Genomic DNA, 21,269 nt, shown 5'->3' with positions numbered 1-21,269 from the left:
AGTTCAGGCTCTTTTTTTAAACGTTCTTAATAGCAGTTATTGGACTTCTGACGTCACTTCAATATCAATGTTGTTGCGGGTGGCTTTAGAATAGGGGCAAACTTCATGCGCTTTTTCGACCAAACGCTGAATCTCATCGGCGGATAAATCGGTATGATCGGCAACGACGTGAATTTTAATGGCAAGTTTGTATTCATGAGCCTCGCCTTGAAGCAAATCAACGGTCGTATAAGTCGTTGAACCAAAGCTGGCTTGCTCCATTTTTTTAACCACACCAAGCGCGCCATCAAAACAAGCACCATAACCCATGGCTAAAAGCTGCTCTGGGTTGTTACCTTCATTATCGGTTCCGGGCGTGGTCATTTTAATGGTCAAATCGCTATCGCTTAAGCTTGCCGTACCAAGACGACCGCCTTTGATCGTCGCTTTGGTTGAATATAATGTTTTCATTTGAGTTATTATTCCTTTTTTAAATGAAATTAAAAGGGTTGAAAATTTTAAAACCAAACTCAGCTTAACAAACCTAAATTTGGCATTTATACAAGAAAACCGTAAAGCTCTACGATAAATTTGTAATTTAAAAAGGTTATTTAAAACGCTTATCTTAATAAGCTCATTTTAAAAACTTTTGTACAATCTCAAGCTATTTTTAGCGATAATAGTGCGCTAAACTTAAAGTTATATTTTTACGCTCTGTATTTTGAGCATATTTTTTCATAAGGATCAGATGATGCCTACTGCCAAACTGACTTATTTATTGCCGATCGGTCTTGCTGCGCTCATACTAAGTGGCTGCGGCAGTGATGATGATAATTTTTTTGGTTCAGGTGGCAGTAGCTCTCGTGGATTGAGTGTTTTTGAGTTTGTAAACAGTTATGATAAAACGTCGAGCAATATTGCTATTGCCAAAATTGAGCGTAATTTTAGCCAAGGTCAGTACCGCGTCACTCGAACAAATATTGTTCGCAATTACAATGGGGTGGTTCCAAGCAGCGCGGACAACATTGTGGTGGCAGAAGGTTTTGAAGGGTTGCAAGCCAATAAAAATATCACGGTTTCAGGGCGAACGGTTGAGCAGCCGATTGATAATATCAATACTAGTACCAATGGCAGCGGTAGCTTAAAATTTAGCACCACTTATGAGGCTTATGATTTAGCTGGTTGCCAAGCTCGCGACTTTGCCGACAATGCCGTTAATAATAAATGCCGCAAAGTTCGAACGGCGCTTAATGATTATGTCAAAATTCCAAATACCGCCGCGTTTCCTAATGGCTCAATTTGCTATATTCCAGTGACAACGACAGATAAAAATATCTGGTTATTTGATAAAGACAGCCGACCCATTCAAGGCTCAATCAATGATTGGATCAATGACACCAAAAACCTTTTTGGTAACAGTAAAAAACCGCAGCAGCAGCGCTTTGATGTTGGCAATAAAAACGAATATCGCTCAGAGCAAATCAAGTTTGCTGCCGACAGCCGAGACCCTGAGTACGTTTATTACGGTATTGATTATAAAAACCGTGTCTATGATAACCTTAACTATTGGTCAGCCGGAAAAACCCAAGCCAATACTAATAATAACGTGGGCGTCGTTGATTGCACGCTCATTAACGACACTGCCGCCGACTTTTTACAGCAAAAAATTCAACAATATTATTAAATTTTGCGATCAAGTTTAGTGTCAAAATTTTTAATCCTAAAGCCAGCATCTCGTTGGCTTTATTGCTTTTTCTTCCTTTTTTTATACCCCAATGTTTTTATGGCAAAAATAGCATCTAACTCATAATTCGGCTACAATACGCGCAGTAAAATACTACCCGATTGCCTTTTTATTGTTTGAATTATTGTTAAGCGAAAATCCCCATTATGAGCGCAGAGTCTAAACCTATCGCCAGCAAGTTATCCCGTGAAGTGGCGCGCCGCCGCACTTTTGCCATCATCTCGCATCCGGATGCCGGTAAGACCACCATGACCGAAAAGCTGCTGCTTTGGGGGCAAGCGATTTTGGTGGCAGGCGAGGTGAAAGGCGGTAAAAATGACCGTCATGCGACCTCCGACTGGATGAGCATGGAGCAAGAGCGCGGCATTTCGATCACCACCTCAGTGATGCAATTTCCCTATCAAGACCATATCGTCAACCTCCTTGATACCCCCGGTCACGCTGATTTTAGCGAAGATACCTACCGGACGCTAACCGCCGTTGACAGCGCGCTTATGATGGTCGATGGCGCAAAAGGCGTTGAAGAGCGAACCATTAAGCTCATGGAAGTCTGCCGGATGCGCGACACGCCGATCATCTCGTTTGTGAACAAGCTGGATCGCCAAATCCGTGATCCTTTAGAGCTGCTTGACGAGATCGAAACCGTTCTTAAAATTAAGTGTATTCCGCTCACTTGGCCAATCGGCATGGGTCAAGATTTTGTTGGCGTTTATCATTTGACCGAAAACAAGACCTATTTTTATGAAAAAGGTCACGGCAGCGAAATGACGGTCATTGAAACTCGTGAAGGCTACGATTATCCCGACGTTCGCGAGCGTTTAGGGTCGCTCATGTTTTCAGCGTTTGAGGAGTCTTTAGAGCTTGTGCAAATGGCGCTTGAAGACTTTGACGTGGATGCCTTTTTAAAAGGGGAGATGACGCCTGTGCTGTTTGGGACAGCGCTTGGCAACTTTGGCGTGAACATGGTGCTTGATACGTTGATTAACTACGCGCCGCCGCCAAAATCTCACGCCACCACTGAGCGCGAAGTGATGGCAACCGAAACTGGCTTTAGTGGCTTTGTGTTTAAAATCCAAGCCAACATGGACCCACGCCACCGTGACCGAATTGCCTTTTTGCGCGTTTGTTCCGGCAAATATGAAAAAGGCATGAAAATGAAGCACGTCCGGCTTCAAAAAGATGTTCGCATTGCTGACGCGCTCACCTTTTTGGCAGGCGACCGCGAGGCGCTTGAGGAAGCCTATCCCGGCGACATTATCGGGCTTCATAATCATGGCACGATTTCGATTGGTGACAGCTTTACCGAAGGCGAGGAGCTCAACTTTATCGGCATCCCGCACTTTGCGCCAGAACTGTTTCGCCGAGTGGTGTTAAAAGATCCCCTAAAATCCAAAGCGCTGCAAAAAGGGCTTCAGCAGCTCTCGGAGGAGGGCGCAACCCAAGTGTTTATGCCGCAGATTAATAATGATTTAATCCTAGGCGCCGTTGGGGTGCTCCAGTTTGAGGTGGTCGCTCACCGGTTAAAAGAAGAGTATAAAGTTCAATGTATTTTTGAGCCGGTATCGATTGCGACGGTGCGCTGGATTCATTGTGATGATGAAGTGGCGCTTGCCAAATTTAAGAAAAAAGCTCACGACCAATTGTCCATCGATGGCGGCGGTTATTTAACCTATCTTGCGCCGTCCCGTGTTAACTTGCAGTTGATGCAAGAGCGCTATCCGGAAATTACCTTTAGCAACACCCGCGAGCATTAATCGCTTAAGCTTCAATAAAAAAGCATGGCGCGGCTGACCATGCTTTTTTGTGTCATTTTGCCAAAATTTGCTTCAAGTCAGCTTAAATTGCCATACAATCATGATATAACTTAAACATTGTTTCAACATTTGCCAAAATATCTTACGCTAAAATTAGAGCTGAGCTTGCAGCCTTTGTGAGCATTTTAGGGTCAAGTATTTTAGAGTCAAGTAACGTGGAGCAAATCATGATAACCTGTTCGTCAGCCTCTCAAGCTAAAGCAAAAAACCTTTTGCAGACTAAGTCTTTGCCATTAGCCGCTGTTTCCGTTTTGCTTGCGGCAAGCTTTGCTCCAGCGCAAGCGGCAAATTTCATCAGTGAAACGGAGTATTTTAGTTATTCGCTGCCCACTGACGTTCAAAAGCGTTGCAATGATAAAAATAACTGCCCCAATATTGAAATTCAGCATTTAAAAAGCAACCAAAGCTGGATTGATACTTTGGTTAATAAACGCGTGAATAACTTGGTAATTAACCACGGTATTAGTGATAAACCTGCAAGCACAGCAACCAGCAATCAAGCGACCAAAACGGCGCTGGATGCCTTTAGCCGAGCGCAGTTTAAAGAAGCGCCGCGCGATTACAAATGGTCGTATGAGCTGAGCGTGACGCCAAGTTATGTGGGTCACGTAAATGATGTTGAGCTGATTAAAATCGACAGCTATGAGTTCACTGGTGGCGCTCATGGCATACCTTACCGCGAAAATTTAATGTTTGATCAAAAACTCAAACGCCAAATTAAATTGAATGATATTTTAATCACAGGTAAAAAGCCTAAATTTGAAGCGCAAGCTTATGATGCTTATAAAAAATGGGTGGCAACCTTTGATAAAGATCTAAAAAACTATGAGAAAAATTGGCCGTTTTCGCTCAGTGACAACATTATGCTGACAGATAAAGGTGTTGATCTTTTATATCAGCCTTATGCCATTGCGCCTTATGCGTCAGGAATGCCAACGTTAACCATCCCTTATCAGCAATTAAATGGCATTATTAAGCCGCAATATGTGGTTAAATAAGCTAAAGTTAAAATTAATCATTTTTTAAAACCTGCGCAATAATTATAACGACACAACGATAATGAGCTTAAGACAATAAACTGTCATAACAAAAATTAGGAGCACCAAATCATGACCCAATCTGCCGATCCTTTAAATAATAATATAAATTCTCAAGACGCAAGCGATACGCCTGTGCTTGGTGATGAGGCGTTAAGTTCAACTTGGCAGCTGAGCGCGATATCAGAAGCGCTTGGCAGACTGCAATTGACCGTAACTGACAGCCTATCGGTCGGTCGCGGCAGTGACAACGATGTGGTGCTGGGCAGTAAAGAAGTGTCGCGAAATCATGCAATTTTAAGCGTGCTAAATGACAAGCTTTACGTCAAAGATTTGGACTCCTCAAACGGCACATTTATCAACGATCAGCGCATCGAAAGCAACAAGTCAAAATACTTAAAGCCTGAAGATACGATCAGCTTTGCAAGTTTTGGCTTTCATGTGAATAAGCTTCAAGACGCTGAGCCTACGCCAATTTTAGTAGCGCCAGAAGATTCAGATATTATTGAACCAAGCGAGATTTTGGATGCTGATGTTTTACCAACTGATTTAGCAGCGGACAATACACAAGCCCCAACTAACATCTTAGAACCGGAAGTGATTGAAGCCATCCCGCTTCATGATCACGATAAGAACAGTCATGAGCAAATGCCAGTTGCGACTGATACCACCGCCGAGCCGCTTGAGGTTGTGGTTAAAAATGAAGATCGCGTGGACATTTTAGAAGTTCGATCGGCAGCTGAGGACGCAACTCAACCAAATGGCACAGAGGATCATATTGAGAGCGCAACGCTTGAGGACAGCATTCCTGATCCGTTAGAAGAAGGTATCGCAGATACTCAACCCGTTGCCGAGTCGGCGCAAAAAGATATCATGAACGACTATGACAAGCAGCTTAATGACGTATCTCAGGTTCATCCGGCATCAAGTGACAGCGCCGAGCTTGAAGACAGTCTTCCTGATCCGTTACAAGAAGGTTCGGTCGCAGATTCAACTCCCGCCATCGCCGATGAATCGCCTGTTCAAGAGCAACCGTTTAAGGATGACCATTTAGTGAAAAGCTTAAAGCCAAAATTAGATGACGATGAAGCGTTGACCAGTAGCGCTCCTGCTCAATCAGTAAATTTGGAAACGCCTTCGTCTGCCCAAACTCCTGTTGTTGAGGAGTCATTAATTAGCGATCCAGTTCTTGAAGCGCCACTGATTGCAGAGCCTGATGCGGCGCCGATTGTTCCTGAAAATATGAGCCAAAGCGCGCAACTTGCAAGCGATCACGACAAAACGACCACCACGCCACTACAAGAAGAAGCTGACCCCGATATTTTACGCGCCAAGCAAGCGGCAACGGGACAGTTTACCGGAACGGCAAACTTAGGAGCGCCGCGTGATGTTGGCACTCAGGGCAATAATGCGCTTGATCAAGCATTAAATAATCCTGCTAACCCTGATCATTTGGAAACCAAAAAACCAAGCGGCAGTTGGTTTATTTGGGTATTTATTGTCATCATTATCATTGGTGCGGCAATTTGGCTATTCAATATGGGCGGGATGTAACGCGCAAAATTTAAAATGCTAAGTCATTTTTAACATTAAATTTTTTGCCAAACAACATCTAAGCGCTCAATGAGACCGCCAGTTTTGTTATACTGGTAGGTCTTATTGCGTTTAAAATTCGTAGTAACCCAAAGATAAGCGCTTTTATTTTTAGCTTTTACTTTTAATAGTGCTTTAGGACGTCTTTAATTCAAACGATGCTCTCTAAATGGGCTAAAAAAGGACTAAATTTTGTCAAACTGCGTCAACTAGCTCGCTAATGTCTTGATATTATCGGCGCTATTTTCCTTGTTTGGCAGCAATTTATCACCATTTTAAAATGAGGACACGCCCTAACCCTCTTTTTATTTTTTAATATCTTTTACAGTAACGGTTTGCCCTTTTAGCGTGTTAATGGTAAACCCGATAGCTTGCTGACCTTGCCAAGCGTTGGCTCTGAGACCGATGACTATGATGACTTTTGATGACTATCAAACCTTTAAAGAAAAAGGCTTTAGCCATGCGCCTTTGGTAAAAAAGCGCTTGATGGATGCCCAAACACCTGTTTCTGTATTCTCTAAAGTTCGCGATTTGAGCGGCTCGGCGTATTTGTTTGAGTCGGTGGTGGGCGGTGAGCGTTGGGCACGCTATTCGATGATTGGTCTTGGTAGCGACTTGATTTTGCAGTTTGGCGACGGTCAAATGATGGTCAAAAAAGAATGTGACATCGAAATCAGCGCCGTTGATGACCCGTTTGACTTTATTCGCAATTTAATGACGCAGTATAAAATGCCAAGTTCGGACGACCTTCCCACCTTACCAAGCTTTAGCGGTGGTTTAGTCGGCTATTTTGGTTATGATTTGGTTCGGGTAATTGAGCCAAGCGTGGGCAAATCTGACGCACCAAACCCAATGATGCTTCCTGATATGTGGCTGATGCTGTCGATGAGCGTGATCGTTTTTGATAATTTAGAAAACACGCTTTCCATCATCGTTTATGCCGATTGCAATGCTGAGGATGGTTATAGCGCCGCCATTCGCGAGCTTGAAAAAATTGAAGATAAGCTTGCCGAAATGCCCGATTTAAGTGCGCCAATTATGCCGACGCCTAAATTTGTTTCGCAAACCGGTCAGCAAAAATATTGCGACGATGTGAATAAAATCAAAGATTATATTCTTGCAGGCGACGTTATGCAAGTCGTTCCAGCTCAGCGATTGACCGCCAATTATTCAGGAGATTCCTTAGCCGTTTATCGGGCGCTCCGATTCTTAAATCCTTCACCTTACTTATTTTTAGTCCACGGCTATACGCTCAATGATCACAAACGCTTTGATATTATTGGGGCGTCGCCTGAAATCTTATCACGGATTGAAAATGGTAAGGTTACCGTTCGTCCGCTTGCCGGAACACGAAAACGCGGTCAAGATGAAGCCGAGGACTTAGCACTGGAGCAAGAGCTGCTTGCGGACACCAAAGAAATCGCCGAGCACGTCATGCTCATTGACTTAGGTCGCAATGACATCGGTCGCGTCTGTAAATTTGGCAGCGTTAAAGTTACTGAAAAAATGTTTATTGAGCGCTACTCGCAAGTCATGCACATTGCCTCCAATGTTGAGGGTGATATATTGCCAGATAAAGACGCGTTAGACGTATTTTGTGCAACTTTCCCCGCAGGAACGTTATCAGGAGCGCCCAAAATCCGCGCTATGCAAATTATTGACGAAGTCGAGCCGGTTCGCAGAACCGTCTTTGGCGGCTCGGTGGGTTACCTTGGTTGGCATGGCAACATGGATACCGCCATTGCTATTCGCACCGCCGTGATGCGCCGCGGCAAAATCCATATTCAAGCAGGGGCAGGGGTTGTTGCCGACTCCATTCCTGAATCCGAATGGGATGAAACCAATAAAAAAGCCTTAGCCCTTGTGAAAGCGGTAAAAATGGCTTGCGATGGCTTAAGAATCCGTTAAAATAGGAAAGACAAGTAAGGGCAGTAAAAAAAATTGCAATTAAATTCACAGAGTAATCAATCAGTTAATGATTATATTGAAATTAATTGCTAAAAAGTTAAAAAAAGGGGTTGCGTTTTATCAAATATTTGCTAGAATACTCCCCACTTTAAGAGATCACGCCGACTTAGCTCAGTTGGTAGAGCAACTGACTTGTAATCAGTAGGTCGCCAGTTCGATTCCGGCAGTCGGCACCATCTTTTAAAGCGATCATTTAAAAGTTTATATTTTAAATGATGATTCGGTGGGGTTGGGGAGCGGTCAAACCCAACAGACTGTAAATCTGTCGCGAAAGCTTCGAAGGTTCGAATCCTTCCCCCACCACCATTTTTTTAAGACGTTCTTTGTTATCCATACTCACAAAAGAGTCCAGATAATTTAAGTATCGCGGGCGTGGTATAATGGTAACACCTCAGCCTTCCAAGCTGATGACGCGGGTTCGATTCCCGCCGCCCGCTCCAATAAGAACGCAGTTACTATCAGTACCCAATATCACCACAGTTTATAAATTACTGCGAGTGATATTTTTTTAAACTATAATTTATTGATTATAGTAATCAAGCTCATATAGCTCAGCGGTAGAGCACTCCCTTGGTAAGGGAGAGGTCTTGAGTTCAATTCTCAATATGAGCTCCAAATTTTGTAAAGTGACATTTTTATTTCACCTAAAAATTAAGCTTTGATTAATATTGAATAGCATCTTGATCACTCGGCAAAAAAGAATTTTAAGGTAACACCGAGGTGTTGCCTTTTAGTGCTGTCAGAATGCTTTTTTAGATTTATTCTTAGTAAGAACAGCTTTACCCATAGCGTCAACGGTTTGATGGTTGGAATCATAAGCCGTCAATCAGCTATTTATCAATCTTTGATGTTTAAAGATTCAACAATAAAGAGGAAAACTCCATGGCAAAGGCCAAGTTTGAACGCAACAAGCCCCACGTCAACGTCGGCACCATCGGACACGTTGACCATGGCAAAACCACCCTAACTGCAGCGATCGCAACCGTTGCTGCAAAAACCTCAGGCGGCGAAGCCAAAGACTACGCAGCCATTGACAGCGCCCCTGAAGAAAAAGCGCGTGGCATCACCATCAACACCAGCCACATTGAATATGACACCCCAGAGCGTCACTATGCTCACGTCGACTGCCCAGGTCACGCCGACTATGTTAAAAACATGATCACCGGTGCGGCTCAAATGGACGGCGCAATCCTCGTGGTATCAGCCACTGACGGCCCAATGCCACAGACCCGCGAGCACATCCTATTGTCTCGTCAGGTTGGTGTACCGTACATCATCGTCTTCATGAACAAATGCGACATGGTTGACGACGAAGAACTGCTTGAGCTCGTAGAAATGGAAGTTCGTGAATTACTTAGCGACTACGACTTCCCAGGTGATGACACCCCAATCATCAAAGGCTCAGCTTTAGAAGCCCTAAACGGCAAAGATGGCAAATACGGTGAGCCAGCAGTTCAAGAGCTTTTGAATACTCTTGACACCTACATCCCAGAGCCTGAGCGTGACATCGACAAAGCATTCCTCATGCCAATCGAAGACGTCTTCTCAATCTCAGGTCGTGGTACCGTAGTAACTGGTCGTGTTGAATCAGGAATCGTAAAAGTTGGTGACGAAATTGAAATCGTCGGTATCCGCCCAACACAAAAAACCACCTGTACCGGTGTTGAAATGTTCCGCAAATTGCTTGACGAAGGTCGCGCTGGTGAAAACTGTGGCGTTCTACTTCGCGGTACCAAGCGTGAAGACGTTCAACGTGGTCAAGTATTGGCAAAACCTGGTTCAATCACCCCGCACACCAAATTTGACGCTGAAGTTTACGTCTTATCAAAAGAAGAAGGTGGTCGTCACACCCCATTCTTGAATGGCTATCGTCCACAGTTCTACTTCCGTACTACGGACGTGACTGGTGCGATCCAATTGCAAGACGGTACTGAAATGGTTATGCCAGGCGACAACGTTGAGATGGGCGTGGAATTGATCCACCCAATCGCGATGGACAAAGGTCTTCGCTTTGCAATCCGTGAAGGCGGTCGTACGGTTGGCGCAGGCGTTGTTGCCAACGTTCGTGACTAATCCAAGCGCTTGCTAGTGATTGAAAAAACCGTCCGATTTGGGCGGTTTTTTTGTGGCTAAACTGTGGCTAGAAATTGGTTAAATCAATTCTATTGAAAATTAATATTAACATTATGATAATTCAAGAATATCAAGAAACTACGGATAACTTACAACTAAAAGCTGTTGCTGCCATTGAAGCTATGGTTCAGCCGATGGATGCTTGGGATGAAGAGACTCTAAATGAGCTATTAGTTCAGAGCAGTTATTATTTATTATTAGCAATCACAGAAACCAGCGAGATTGTTGGTTACTGCTTATATCAAATCTTGTTTGAGCAAGCGGAAATCTTACGGATAGGAACGCATCCTGATTATCAACGCCAAGGGATTGCCAGTCAGTTATTTAGCGCCCTTCACGAAACGCTTATTAAAAATAACGTCATGCAATTGATGCTAGAAGTTCGTGCGGACAATAGTGCTGCTATTAACCTTTATGACCGTCAAGGTTTTAAAAAGATCCATTACCGAAAAGGGTATTATCAGCAGCCTAATTTGCCCTCAGTGGATGCGCTAATTTTACAACTTAGCTATTAGTGAATCATGAGATAATAAAAAATCAGACGTTAATTAAAGTGAATTATTCTTATTATCCGCCGCGCTAATTGAGCTTTTGCTATCAGCTTTCATTTTATTTAACATATCGATATGTTCATTAAGTTGCTTGATCATAAGATTGACATTGGCTTGCTGCTTTTTTAGTTGCTCAAGTTTTTTCTTATTGACGAGTAATTGTTCATCAATATCAAGCTGACCATCGTAATAATCGTTTAAGCCTTCTTTAAGCTCAGTGAGCGTAAAGCCAACCGCTTGGGCGCTTTTAATCAGCTCAATGCGCTCGATACATTCAGGGTGAAACTCGGTATAAAGCCGCGACCCCGCTTGGCGCTTTCGAGACTTGAGCAGTCCTAGCTGGTCATAATAGCGGACGGTGTCTTTGGTCGTATTTGCTTGCCGAGCCAATGCGCCGATAAGTAAAAATTCTGAATCTGTGGACATAGGGTTATTCGATAATCAACTAAAAATTAATTGGGGGTAGATTGCCAAGGCTGAGCTGCTATAAGTCGGCTGACCGGCAGCGGTTGATAGTTTGCTGCCTGCCAATGGGCATTTACCCCCTCAATCAGCTTGGGCAATTGGGTTAAAAACTCGGCGCGCGGCATGGTCACCGCGCCCAAGCTCATCAAATGCGGATTAGGAAGTTGACAATCAACGAGCGCTACGCCGCTTTGTTGGCATAATTTTATCAGCCCCCAAAACGCCAATTTTGAGGCATTAGCTTGTTGATGAAACATGGATTCGCCAAAATAAATCTGACCGATTTTAACGCCATAAAGTCCGCCAATAAGGACGTTATCGTCATCCCAAACCTCCAAACTATGGGCAAAGCCCACATGATGCAGCGCTTGATAAGCATCAATCATAGTTTGATGAATCCAAGAATGATCGCCATCAGTTGGCGAATAGCTTCGCGGTAAGCTACAAGCTTGGATAACCTCAGCAAAGGCATGATTAAGCGTCAATCGCCAGCGCGAAGCTTTGGCTTGTTTTTTTAATGATTTACTTGGGCAATATTTGCTTGGAACGATGATACAGCGCGGCTCAGGGCACCACCACGCTTGCGGCTCGCCTTCATTAAACCACGGAAATAAGCCTTGAGCGTAAGCAGCAATGAGCGTATCGGGCGCTAAATCGCCTCCCAAAGCCACAAATCCTGTGCCGTCAGGATCTGCCAATTTGGGGTCAGGAAAAGCAAATCGGCTGAGCATATCAAGCTTGTGCTTTGACAGTTTTGGCTGACAAGCAAGCTTGATTAATCTTGATTCAAGTGCTGATTGACAATGATCGCTCATAAAGGATCAATCCTGACCGTTAACCTGTTTAGGCGACTTTTGATCTTATTCTGCTTCTGTATTGGCTTCTTTATCAGCGGTCAATGTTGACGCGTAAGTGTGGTTTTGAGCGGTCGTCTCACCGATCGCATCCAAATATTTTTCAGCATCAAGCGCTGCCATACAGCCAGTTCCAGCTGAGGTAATGGCTTGGCGATAAACATGATCGGCAACGTCGCCTGCAGCAAAAACGCCGTCAACGCTGGTTTGGGTGGCATTGCCATTAAGACCGCTGTTGACGATCAAATAGCCATCTTTCATCTCAAGCTGACCGGCAAACAGATCGGTATTTGGCTTGTGACCGATGGCAACAAACATTCCAAACACATCAAGCGTTTTGGTGCTGCCATCAAGGGTTGACTCAATTACCACGCCATTGACGCCCATATCATCGCCAACGACTTCTTTGACTTGATGGTTCCACTCAATTTTAACATTGCCATTTTTAGCTTTTTCAAACAATTTATCTTGCAAGATTTTTTCAGAACGCAGGCTATCGCGGCGATGAACAAGGGTCACCTCAGCGGCAATATTGGACAAATAAAGCGCTTCTTCAACCGCCGTATTGCCGCCGCCGATCACTGCTACTTTTTGGTCTTTATAAAAAAAGCCATCACAAGTGGCGCAAGCTGACACGCCAAGACCTTTGAATTTTTCTTCAGACTCAAGCCCTAAATATTGCGCAGACGCGCCCGTTGAGATAATCAGCGCATCACAAGTATAGCTGCCGTTATCGCCCGTTAAGGTAAAAGGTCGGCGGCTTAAATCAACCTTACAAATATGGTCGTAAACTAATTCCGTACCAAAGCGCTCAGCATGAGCTTTCATGCGATCCATCAGCGCAGGTCCTGTCAAATCATGAGCATCGCCTGGCCAGTTGTCAACTTCGGTGGTGGTGGTGAGCTGACCGCCAACTTGAAGCCCTGTGACCATGACGGGCTTGAGATTAGCGCGCGCGGCATAAACCGCAGCAGAGTAGCCCGCAGGTCCTGAACCTAAAATAATCAGTTTTTCGTGGCGCGAGGCGTTTTGGGTTGAGCGGCTCATGAGGCATCCTTAATGATATGAATAAGTCAGTAATCAAAAGTTAATGGTTATTATCAAATTTTAATAACGCTAGCTTTGGTTTTTTTTAAATTGTGGATGAAAAAGGTTTTGAATAAAAAATTAGCCCAGCAAGTACCAAAAATTAAGCAATGTTGACGCTTGATGGTAAGGCTAAGCGCTAAGTAGTCTAACATAAGGGCGATGATGAAAAATCGCAAGTTTGCGAAAATCATCACCGTGATCAATTCAATCAATGATCGCTAGACTTTTTGCCTAAAGCCTTAGAAATTCTTTATATCAAAGTCGCCAGCAGGGCTATGTATTTGTTATTATAAGAAGTTATGCTAAGTGTAATCAGGATCAAAATTGATTGCAAATCATGGCAAGATTTTGGCAAAAAAAGTCATGATTTTTTATCATTGATGGCTCAAAAATCGCCTGAGATCGACATTTTGAACTTGAAACTAGCAGTTGCAACCTAAGCGTAATTTAACGTGCTGCCAACATGGCTTTTTCAGTCGTGATGGGCAATTATTGAAAATGACTACAAGGCAGAGTTTTCGTGATATCAGCTCCACTCATCGAATATCTAAAAAAAGGCATTTTTACCCTGCTTGGGGCGATGCTTGCGGTCTATTTGTTTGTGATTTTACTCACCTATACTGGCAATGACCCAAGCTGGTCGCATATCAGCAGTGATATGACCACCATCAACAACACCGGCGGGGCGATGGGAGCTTGGCTTTCAGATTTGCTTTATAGCTTTTTTGGCTTTGGGGCGTGGTGGCTGATTGCCTTTTTGGTTTATGAGACGATCTGGCTTTGGTGGGGCAACAAATCCACCTATTGGGTGATTCGGGTCGCCGCTTATATTTTTTTATTGTTAAGCGGTAGCGCTTTGATTACCCAACTGATAGCGCTGTTTCAACTTAGCCCTGATTGGGCGATGGTGCGACCATCAGGAGCGCTTGGCGGTATTGTAGGGCTTGAATTGCAACTGCGGTTGGCAAAAATGCTGTCGTCTTGGGGCTGCGCGCTATTTTTGACACTATTTATGATTATTACTGCAACTTTTGCTTTTAATATTCACTGGCGAGCGTTTTATCAAAAAATAACCAATGCCTCTTGGTTTGGAACTGGGGTGAAAGACCCAAATCAAAAAGCAGAAAAAAGCCCTTCGCAACCGAACAATAAGGCGACAAAAGAGCTTAGCGCACCAAATCTTAACCTTCAACCAGCCTTTGAGGGTGCAGGCGTCCAAAGCCAAAGCAATTCGGCAAGTTTTAAGCATGCGCTGAGCGATTTTTTAGCAACATCAGGATTGGTCGCCAGTGTCAAAGCCACCCTTGCCGCAGAAGAAAAAGCGCCTGAATCAGCGGACGTGCTAAACGCGGACAATGAGGCTAATCAAGATGAAGTGGCAACAGATCCAATAACAACGAACACTTCAACAAGTGAGCCGATAATTGCCCCGCAGCTCAGCCCAAAAAGTGATGCTTCAGAATCTGTTTTAGCAGAGCCTGCGTCATCAAATTTTATTCAACGGGCATTTGCGGCGAAAGGACATGAAACCAAGGTTAGTGCGCCAAAAGTTGAGCCAAGTTTTGCTTGGAATGATTCAGGAATGGTGAATGATTTATTGGCATCACAAACAGCACCGCTGACTTCTGAGCCGCCGGCAAACTCATTTATTTATTCTATTGCAGAAGATCATAAGGATATCCAAAGTCAATCAGAGGACAATACTTATGATGATGCTGATCAAGCTGCTGATGACGATTTAATTACTGAAGAATTGATGCAATTAGCAATGAGTCACAATCGCCAGAGTCAACCCGCAGCTCAAGTTGCAAATAAAACAGCTTTTGAATCGGCTGACGATACGGCAGAGGATTGGCAGGAAGAGGCGAGCGCTAACGATGACTTTACTGACACTTATTTTGAAGAAGCGCATCCTGCTGAATTTAGCCAAGACAGTTTTAATCAAAGTAACTTTAAGCAAAATGACATTAAGCAAAACGATATTAAGCAAAATGACTTTAAGGAAACTCATTTAGCGCCAAAGGATTTTGAGCCCGAAGAATCAGCGTTTGATCCTGACGATGACAGCGCTTTGGCTATTTTAGAGACGGCTTTTGCGCCAACGGTTTTAGCACCGGCTCAGGAGACTGAGCATTGGGGTTTGGATATGACCCCAACCAATACGCCGCCGTCAAACCCTGCCACGCCACCAAAAGCCGAGGATGAGGTTAAAAGCACTGAGCCGATCATCCAATTTGCCATTCCTGAGTGGCAAGCCAACAACACCATCAGCGAGATGGTTCCTGATGAGCCTGCTTTTCCTGACATTCATGACGATGCAGCCTTTGCCACGCGCTCGCGAGCGATGCAAACTGCAAGTTACCGCGCTCAGCTCACGCCGATTCCTGAGATTGATATCTTGGATAAGCCGGATCCGAACCAAGAGCCAAGCTATACGGCAGAGGAGCTTGAGCAGTTGTCCGAATTGCTTGAGATTAAATTGCAAGAATTTAATGTCAAAGCTGAGGTGGTGACCGCGATTCCAGGTCCTGTGGTGACGCGATTTGAGGTTGAGCTTGCCGCTGGCGTCAAAGCCAGTAAAGTGACTAATATTTCTCGTGATTTGGCGCGATCACTATCGATGGCGTCTCTGCGCGTGGTCGAAGTCATCCCAGGAAAGCCCTATATCGGCATTGAAGTTCCCAACAAACAGCGCGAAATGGTGCGACTTATTGAGCTTTTAGGCACCAAAGCGTATCAAGACAGCAACAGCCATATCAGCATGGCAATGGGAAAAGACATTAGCGGCAAGCCTATTATCACGGATTTGTCGCGAGCGCCGCATATGCTCGTTGCCGGAACGACAGGATCGGGAAAATCGGTGTTGGTCAATGCTATGCTGCTGTCGATGCTGCTCAAATATACGCCTGATGAGCTGCGCTTGATTTTAATTGACCCAAAACAGTTAGAGCTTGCCAACTATAACGACATTCCGCATCTACTAACGCCTGTGGTCACCGACATGACGGAAGCGGCGAGCAGCTTGTCTTGGTGCGTTGCCGAAATGGAGCGCCGCTATCAATTGATGAGCTTATTAAAAGTTCGCAAACTCCATGAGTTTAACAAAAAAGTCCGCGCCGCTGAAAAAGCCGGTCAGCCGCTGATTGATCCGTTATGGCGTCCCAATGACAGCGTGAGCATGGATAAAGCGCCAAAGCTTAAAACGCTGCCGCTGATTGTCATTGTTGCTGACGAGTTTGCCGACATGATTATGCAGGTGGGCAAACAAGCCGAAGAGCTGATCACAAGGCTTGCGCAAAAATCACGGGCAGCAGGGATTCATTTGATGCTGGCAACGCAAAGACCGTCGGTTGATGTGATTACGGGACTGATCAAAGCCAACATTCCGGTTCGTGCCGCGCTCAGGGTCAACTCAAAAGTCGACTCGCGAACCATTTTAGACAGTGGCGGCGCTGAGGACATGCTAGGCAACGGTGATATGCTGTTTTTAGGACCCGGTCAAATTGAGCCGGATCGCGTTCATGGCGCTTATGTGAGCGATGAGGAAGTCAACCGCGTTTGTGATGCTTGGCGCGATCGCGGGGCTCCCGATTATATCGACAATATGGCGGGCAATTTTGAGCTGACGGCGCCTTCTGGCACGAGCAGCAGCGCCTCCGGTGAAGATGATGATCTTTATAATGACGCCGTTGCCTTTGTAATGGAAACGCGAAAAGTTTCGGCGTCGAGCATCCAACGCAAATTTAGTATTGGTTATAACCGAGCTGCACGAATCGTTGACTCGATGGAGGACGCAGGGCTTGTCAGCTCAATGGGAAAAAGTGGCAAACGTGAGCTGTTGATGTAAAATGAATCCATCATAAAAATAATAATGGGGAGCGGGCAATGTTTCAAGAGTACACTCATTATGATGCGCTTGGGCTTGCCGCCCTCGTTCAATCAAAACAGGTCAGCGAAAAAGAATTGCTTGAAGCGGCAATTTATCAAGCCAATCTGTTAAACCCAAAGTTAAACGCTATCATTCACCGTTTTGATGATCGCGCTTTTTATGCGGCAAAAAAAGGACTGCCAAAAGGGATTTTTTGCGGGGTTCCTTTTCTACTGAAAGACTTAGGATTTGACTTTGCCGGCGAACCGTTAACGATGGGCAGCCGAAGCGTTTGCATCACCCCTAATCAAGATGATGAAATCGTTAAACGAATGAAAGCTACGGGCGTTAATACCTTTGGCAAAACCAACACCCCTGAATTTGGGTTGATCATCACCACTGAACCTAAAGCCCACGGCGCGGTCACCAACCCCTTTAAAAAAGGCTTTAGCTCAGGTGGCTCATCGGGCGGTAGCGCCGCGGCGGTGGCAAGCGGTATCATTCCCATGGCAGGATCAGGCGATGGCGGCGGCTCAATCCGACTTCCGGCAGCGTGGTGCGGCGTATTTGGGCTTAAGCCTAGCCGAGGTCGTAGCCCAATGGGACCTTTTTTTGGTGAAGGTTGGGATGGTGCAGTGGCCGATCATGTCATTACCCGAAGTGTTCGCGACAGCGCCGCCATGCTTGATGCGATCAGTGGCAGCGAGATTGGCGCGCCCTATGTCATCGCTCCGCCTGATGGCACATTTTTACAAGCCGCGATGAGCGCCCCAAAAAAGCTCACCATTGCCCTGCATCAACAGCCGCTCATTGCTGACACAGAGGTTGACAGCGAGGTATTAAAAGCCTTACATAAAACTGCCAAAGCCCTTGAAAATATGGGTCATACTGTCGTTCCTGCTGAGCCTAAAATTAACATTGAAAACTTTTGGCATGATTTTTTTGTAGTGGTTTGCGCGCATACGGCATTTACGGTGGACAATTTAGAGCGGCAATTTGGTCGTGAGCAAGTCCAAAATTTGGAGCCGCAAACTTACAACATGGCGCTGCTTGGGCGCTCGTTATCTGCCCTTGATTTGGTTCGCGCCAAACAAGGCTGGCATGACGCTCAGTATCAAACCGGATTGTTATTAAGCAAATTTGACATGATTTTATGCCCAACGGTGCCCACACCTGCGGTCAAACACGGCGTATTGCCGCCAAGCCGTGTCGATGAGCTTTTGATGCAAAGCGCGGAGATTTTAAATAAAGGGCTTGATATGGGAAAATACGCCTTTCGCTCCGGCGTCATTCAGTGGCTCAGCCATCCGGTATTAAGCAAAATGGCATTTACGATTTTAGCAAATGTCACTGGACTTCCTGCCATGTCCGTTCCCGTTGGCATGAGCAAAAAGGGGCTACCGATTGGTATGCAACTGATTGGGCGAATGAATGGCGAGGCGCGATTATTAAGCTTGGCAGGTGAGATAGAGCGCGCCGGACTGTTTACGCCGCCGGCGTTTGACACGAAAAAAAACGCTTTGGTTAAGGTTTAACGGGTATTTAAACTGCGATTCAACGCTAATCAAAGCGGTAAATGTCCATCCCTAAGCTGTGATGCGCCATGCTTTCATGAACGACGCTGACGCGCTGACCCGCCCCAAGCGCAAAAAATAGCGGCAATAAGTGCTCATCGCTTGGGTGAATGTGCTTAAATTCAGGAAATTGTTGCCAATCAAGGGCGGCGGGAATATTGGTTTTTAGCTGTTTGAGCAGCCATTTTTTGAACGCTAAAGCGCGCTTGTCAAAGCTTTCGGCATCCCATTGCATAACTTGCAAATTGTGAGTGATGCTTCCTGAACCAATCATCAAAATTTGCTCAGAACGAAGTTGAGCCAATTGCGCGCCAAGCTGATAGCAAGCAAAGCTGTCAAAATGGCGCGGCAGGGAAATCTGCACGACCGGAACGTCCGCGTTTGGGTACAAATGCAACAGCGGCGCCCAAACCCCATGGTCTGAAGCTCGCATTGGATTCAGCCTTGCCTCGATATGACGCGCGCTTAACGCTTGAGCAATCGTTTCAGCCAATCGCGATTGCCCTGCTGCCGGATATTGAATCTCATAAAGCGCATTTTCAAACCCTGAAAAGTCATGCCAAGTCTTTGGCGCAGGGTTGCTGCTGATTTCAAGCTTGGCTGATTGCCAATGCGCCGACATGATGACAATCGCTCGCGGTTTTGGCAAGTTTTGCCCAATTCTGGCAAGGGCATTGGTCGTTGCCGAGTGCTCGAGCGCAAGCGTTGGCGCGCCGTGCGAGATAAACAGCGCCGGAAGCTTTGCCGTATCATTAAGGGCAGATTTTCGCGAATAATTTTCCCAAACTGCCGATAAATCAAGCGGCGGCTGATGGGATTTAGGCGTATCAGGGATTTGAGTCATAAGCGCTTGATGTGGGCAAATGGTCGTCAATTCAAGGGATTGGCTTGGGTTTAAAGGTTTATCACGTTAATATTTATCAATCTATTTTTGCCAAAATTAATTGCCGCGATGATACGGGTGATTGTGATTGATGCTCATTGCCCGATAAAGCTGCTCCATAAGCACCACGCGAACCAAAGGATGCGGCAAGGTCAGCGCCGATAGCGACCATTTAACATCGGCGCGATCAAGAACCGCCTTTGACACGCCATCCGCGCCGCCAATGACAAGCGCAATATCAAAGCCGTCTTGCATTGAGCCTGAAAGCTTATCCGCCAAGCCTTCAGTTGAGAGCATTTTTCCTTTGACATCAAGCACCCAAACCACCTCACGATCATGAATGGCGGCCAAAATTGCCGCGCCTTCTTGCTCGCGGTACTGCTCAAGGTTGGCATCGGACGGATTTTTGGCGCGTTTTGCCGCCGCAATCTCAACGATTTCGGTCGCAAGCATCGGCTGAATGCGCTTATGGTATTCTTTAACGCCATCCTCAATCCATCGCGGCATTTTGTGACCAACGGCAATTAATCGTGCTTTCATGACAGTTTTTCCTTCTAGGGTTTGGTAGCAATCAGCCGATTAAACGCCCAAAGCCCAAGCCGCGCGCTGATGGCAGTAACCATAAGCATCATCACCAAGGCGATCACAAGCGGCATCGGCTGAGCTTGCGTCATGTCCATTAAAACTTCGCGGCTGATATCGTCCAAAAGCCAAAGCCAAATGGCTAAAAAATAAATCGCCGTTAATACCCAAACCAAAAGCGTTCCACTAAGCGCCAAACGGTTCATCTCGCTTGTTATCATCGAGCGTTTTTGCTGTTTGGTAAATTTAAAGGTGGCAATAAACGCTGCAACCAAGACCGAAATCACAATGACGACGAATGAGTTGAGCGCAACTTTACTTTGAATGAGCATAAAAATAGCGCTGGCAAGCACAAAGCCAATCGCAAAATACACCACGAAAGGCGCAATAGAAATAGAAGTAGGTCGAGATAAGGTTTTATTTAAGTTACTTGGCATCACAGTGGGCGACATGTTGGCTCTGAATCGATAAAAATAGCCCGATATTGTAGCAGAATTACCCAAATGCTGCTTTATGGCTTTTTACCGCTAACGCATGTGCAAAAATGCCATGGCGGTCATCAAGGCGTCATTATAAGCGTCATGACTGCCAAGATTGGGGATTCGGTAATGTGCCAAAATCTGGGTTAAATGCTGCGATGGCGCCGGAAAATTAGGGTCATAACTGCCGATTTTTTTACCAAAAACTTGCGCAATGTCGATGACTTGATTAGGTAGCGGCGTTCCTAAATAGGGCTTGACCAGTGGATTTAAAAATGCCAAATCAATTTGCGGACAAAACCCAACGATCATGCGATTGCCAATAAAAGGTAAGAGCAGCGCAAGCATGTCGTCGTAGCTCATGCCATAAGCCACATCTGAGGCGCGCAAGCCATGAATGATAATGGTATCACGATTGGGCATTTGTGGCGGCTTGCAAATTAAGTGCAAGCCGTTGCCGCTGTCGATTTTATTGCCATCAATATGAATGGCGGCAACTGACAGCAGGTGATGCTTTTTGGGGTTTAGCCCCGTCATCTCGCAATCAATGGCAACCCATCGTTCAGGCGCAGGCGGCTCAAACATGACCGCCAACTCAGGTCGCTTAAGCTTGCGTTTTTTAAATTGGCTGATAAGGGAGTCAATCATCAGTCAAC

Annotated in this window: 17 protein-coding genes and 4 tRNA genes; 13 read left to right on the top strand and 8 right to left on the bottom strand. The window is 45.4% G+C overall.

The window, feature by feature from the left end:
- Nucleotides 1-36: 36 nt before the first annotated feature.
- Complete coding sequence (locus tag HF322_RS03995) at nucleotides 37-450, bottom strand: Ohr family peroxiredoxin (protein WP_169392116.1); 414 nt, start codon at nucleotides 448-450, stop codon at nucleotides 37-39.
- A gap of 280 nt (nucleotides 451-730) precedes the next feature.
- Here HF322_RS03995 and HF322_RS03990 point away from each other — a divergent pair, with 280 nt between their 5' ends.
- The 11 genes from HF322_RS03990 (at nucleotide 731) to rimI (ending at nucleotide 10,783) form a co-directional block, all read left to right on the top strand.
- Entirely contained in the window at nucleotides 731-1,663 is a 933-nt protein-coding gene (locus HF322_RS03990) for a hypothetical protein (protein ID WP_169392115.1), read from the top strand.
- Between the two features lie 206 nt (nucleotides 1,664-1,869).
- Nucleotides 1,870-3,477 (top strand): peptide chain release factor 3, encoded by a 1,608-nt coding sequence (locus tag HF322_RS03985; RefSeq protein ID WP_169392114.1) that lies wholly within the window; start codon nucleotides 1,870-1,872, stop codon nucleotides 3,475-3,477.
- 227 nt (nucleotides 3,478-3,704) lie between these two features.
- The gene (locus HF322_RS03980) at nucleotides 3,705-4,535 is read left to right on the top strand and encodes an RsiV family protein (protein WP_169392113.1); all 831 of its coding nucleotides are present in this window, start codon (nucleotides 3,705-3,707) and stop codon (nucleotides 4,533-4,535) included.
- A gap of 111 nt (nucleotides 4,536-4,646) precedes the next feature.
- The gene (locus tag HF322_RS03975) at nucleotides 4,647-6,128 is read left to right on the top strand and encodes an FHA domain-containing protein (protein WP_169392112.1); all 1,482 of its coding nucleotides are present in this window, start codon (nucleotides 4,647-4,649) and stop codon (nucleotides 6,126-6,128) included.
- Between the two features lie 450 nt (nucleotides 6,129-6,578).
- Nucleotides 6,579-8,075 carry an anthranilate synthase component I gene (gene trpE / locus HF322_RS03970; RefSeq protein WP_169392298.1) on the top strand — a complete coding sequence of 499 codons (1,497 nt, stop codon included), beginning with the start codon at nucleotides 6,579-6,581 and terminating at the stop codon, nucleotides 8,073-8,075.
- A 160-nt stretch (nucleotides 8,076-8,235) separates the two neighbouring features.
- Nucleotides 8,236-8,311 (top strand) — tRNA-Thr (locus tag HF322_RS03965).
- Between the two features lie 46 nt (nucleotides 8,312-8,357).
- A tRNA-Tyr gene (locus HF322_RS03960) sits at nucleotides 8,358-8,441 on the top strand.
- A 60-nt stretch (nucleotides 8,442-8,501) separates the two neighbouring features.
- Nucleotides 8,502-8,575 (top strand) — tRNA-Gly (locus HF322_RS03955).
- A 100-nt stretch (nucleotides 8,576-8,675) separates the two neighbouring features.
- Nucleotides 8,676-8,750 (top strand) — tRNA-Thr (locus HF322_RS03950).
- 267 nt (nucleotides 8,751-9,017) lie between these two features.
- Nucleotides 9,018-10,208 (top strand): elongation factor Tu, encoded by a 1,191-nt coding sequence (gene tuf, locus HF322_RS03945; protein ID WP_169392111.1) that lies wholly within the window; start codon nucleotides 9,018-9,020, stop codon nucleotides 10,206-10,208.
- Nucleotides 10,209-10,321: 113 nt separating this feature from the next.
- Nucleotides 10,322-10,783 carry a ribosomal protein S18-alanine N-acetyltransferase gene (gene rimI / locus HF322_RS03940; protein WP_169392110.1) on the top strand — a complete coding sequence of 154 codons (462 nt, stop codon included), beginning with the start codon at nucleotides 10,322-10,324 and terminating at the stop codon, nucleotides 10,781-10,783.
- A 33-nt stretch (nucleotides 10,784-10,816) separates the two neighbouring features.
- On the opposite strand, the gene HF322_RS03935 is transcribed toward rimI, so the two are convergent.
- From HF322_RS03935 to trxB, 3 genes are read right to left on the bottom strand one after another with little or no spacing between them, the layout of a single operon-like run.
- A complete protein-coding gene (locus tag HF322_RS03935; RefSeq protein ID WP_169392109.1) occupies nucleotides 10,817-11,245 on the bottom strand; it encodes a MerR family transcriptional regulator in 429 nt (142 codons plus the stop codon).
- 26 nt (nucleotides 11,246-11,271) lie between these two features.
- Nucleotides 11,272-12,099: a leucyl/phenylalanyl-tRNA--protein transferase gene (gene aat / locus HF322_RS03930; protein WP_375138522.1), complete on the bottom strand. Its 828-nt coding sequence runs from the start codon at nucleotides 12,097-12,099 to the stop codon at nucleotides 11,272-11,274.
- Between the two features lie 45 nt (nucleotides 12,100-12,144).
- A complete protein-coding gene (trxB, locus tag HF322_RS03925; RefSeq protein WP_169392108.1) occupies nucleotides 12,145-13,185 on the bottom strand; it encodes a thioredoxin-disulfide reductase in 1,041 nt (346 codons plus the stop codon).
- Nucleotides 13,186-13,747: 562 nt separating this feature from the next.
- Between trxB and HF322_RS11740 the strand changes: the two genes are divergently transcribed.
- A complete protein-coding gene (locus tag HF322_RS11740; protein WP_169392107.1) occupies nucleotides 13,748-17,074 on the top strand; it encodes a DNA translocase FtsK in 3,327 nt (1,108 codons plus the stop codon).
- A gap of 38 nt (nucleotides 17,075-17,112) precedes the next feature.
- On the top strand, nucleotides 17,113-18,630 hold the full coding sequence (locus HF322_RS03915) for an amidase (RefSeq protein ID WP_169392106.1): 1,518 nt from the start codon (nucleotides 17,113-17,115) through the stop codon (nucleotides 18,628-18,630).
- A gap of 25 nt (nucleotides 18,631-18,655) precedes the next feature.
- Here the strand turns inward: HF322_RS03915 and HF322_RS03910 are convergent, their stop codons facing one another.
- From HF322_RS03910 to HF322_RS03895, 4 genes are all read right to left on the bottom strand, one after another.
- Entirely contained in the window at nucleotides 18,656-19,513 is an 858-nt protein-coding gene (locus HF322_RS03910; protein WP_169392105.1) for a class III extradiol ring-cleavage dioxygenase, read from the bottom strand.
- 96 nt (nucleotides 19,514-19,609) lie between these two features.
- Entirely contained in the window at nucleotides 19,610-20,092 is a 483-nt protein-coding gene (rlmH, locus tag HF322_RS03905) for a 23S rRNA (pseudouridine(1915)-N(3))-methyltransferase RlmH (protein WP_169392104.1), read from the bottom strand.
- A 14-nt stretch (nucleotides 20,093-20,106) separates the two neighbouring features.
- Nucleotides 20,107-20,586 (bottom strand): ABZJ_00895 family protein, encoded by a 480-nt coding sequence (locus HF322_RS03900; RefSeq protein ID WP_169392103.1) that lies wholly within the window; start codon nucleotides 20,584-20,586, stop codon nucleotides 20,107-20,109.
- A gap of 75 nt (nucleotides 20,587-20,661) precedes the next feature.
- Entirely contained in the window at nucleotides 20,662-21,261 is a 600-nt protein-coding gene (locus HF322_RS03895; RefSeq protein ID WP_169392102.1) for a 3'-5' exonuclease, read from the bottom strand.
- Between the last annotated feature and the right edge of the window lie 8 nt (nucleotides 21,262-21,269).

Source organism: Psychrobacter sp. MF31 (assembly GCF_012847335.1).
Classification (GTDB): domain Bacteria; phylum Pseudomonadota; class Gammaproteobacteria; order Pseudomonadales; family Moraxellaceae; genus Psychrobacter.
Note: the sequence above shows the minus strand (reverse complement) of the source record. Positions and strands in the feature narration are given on the sequence as shown.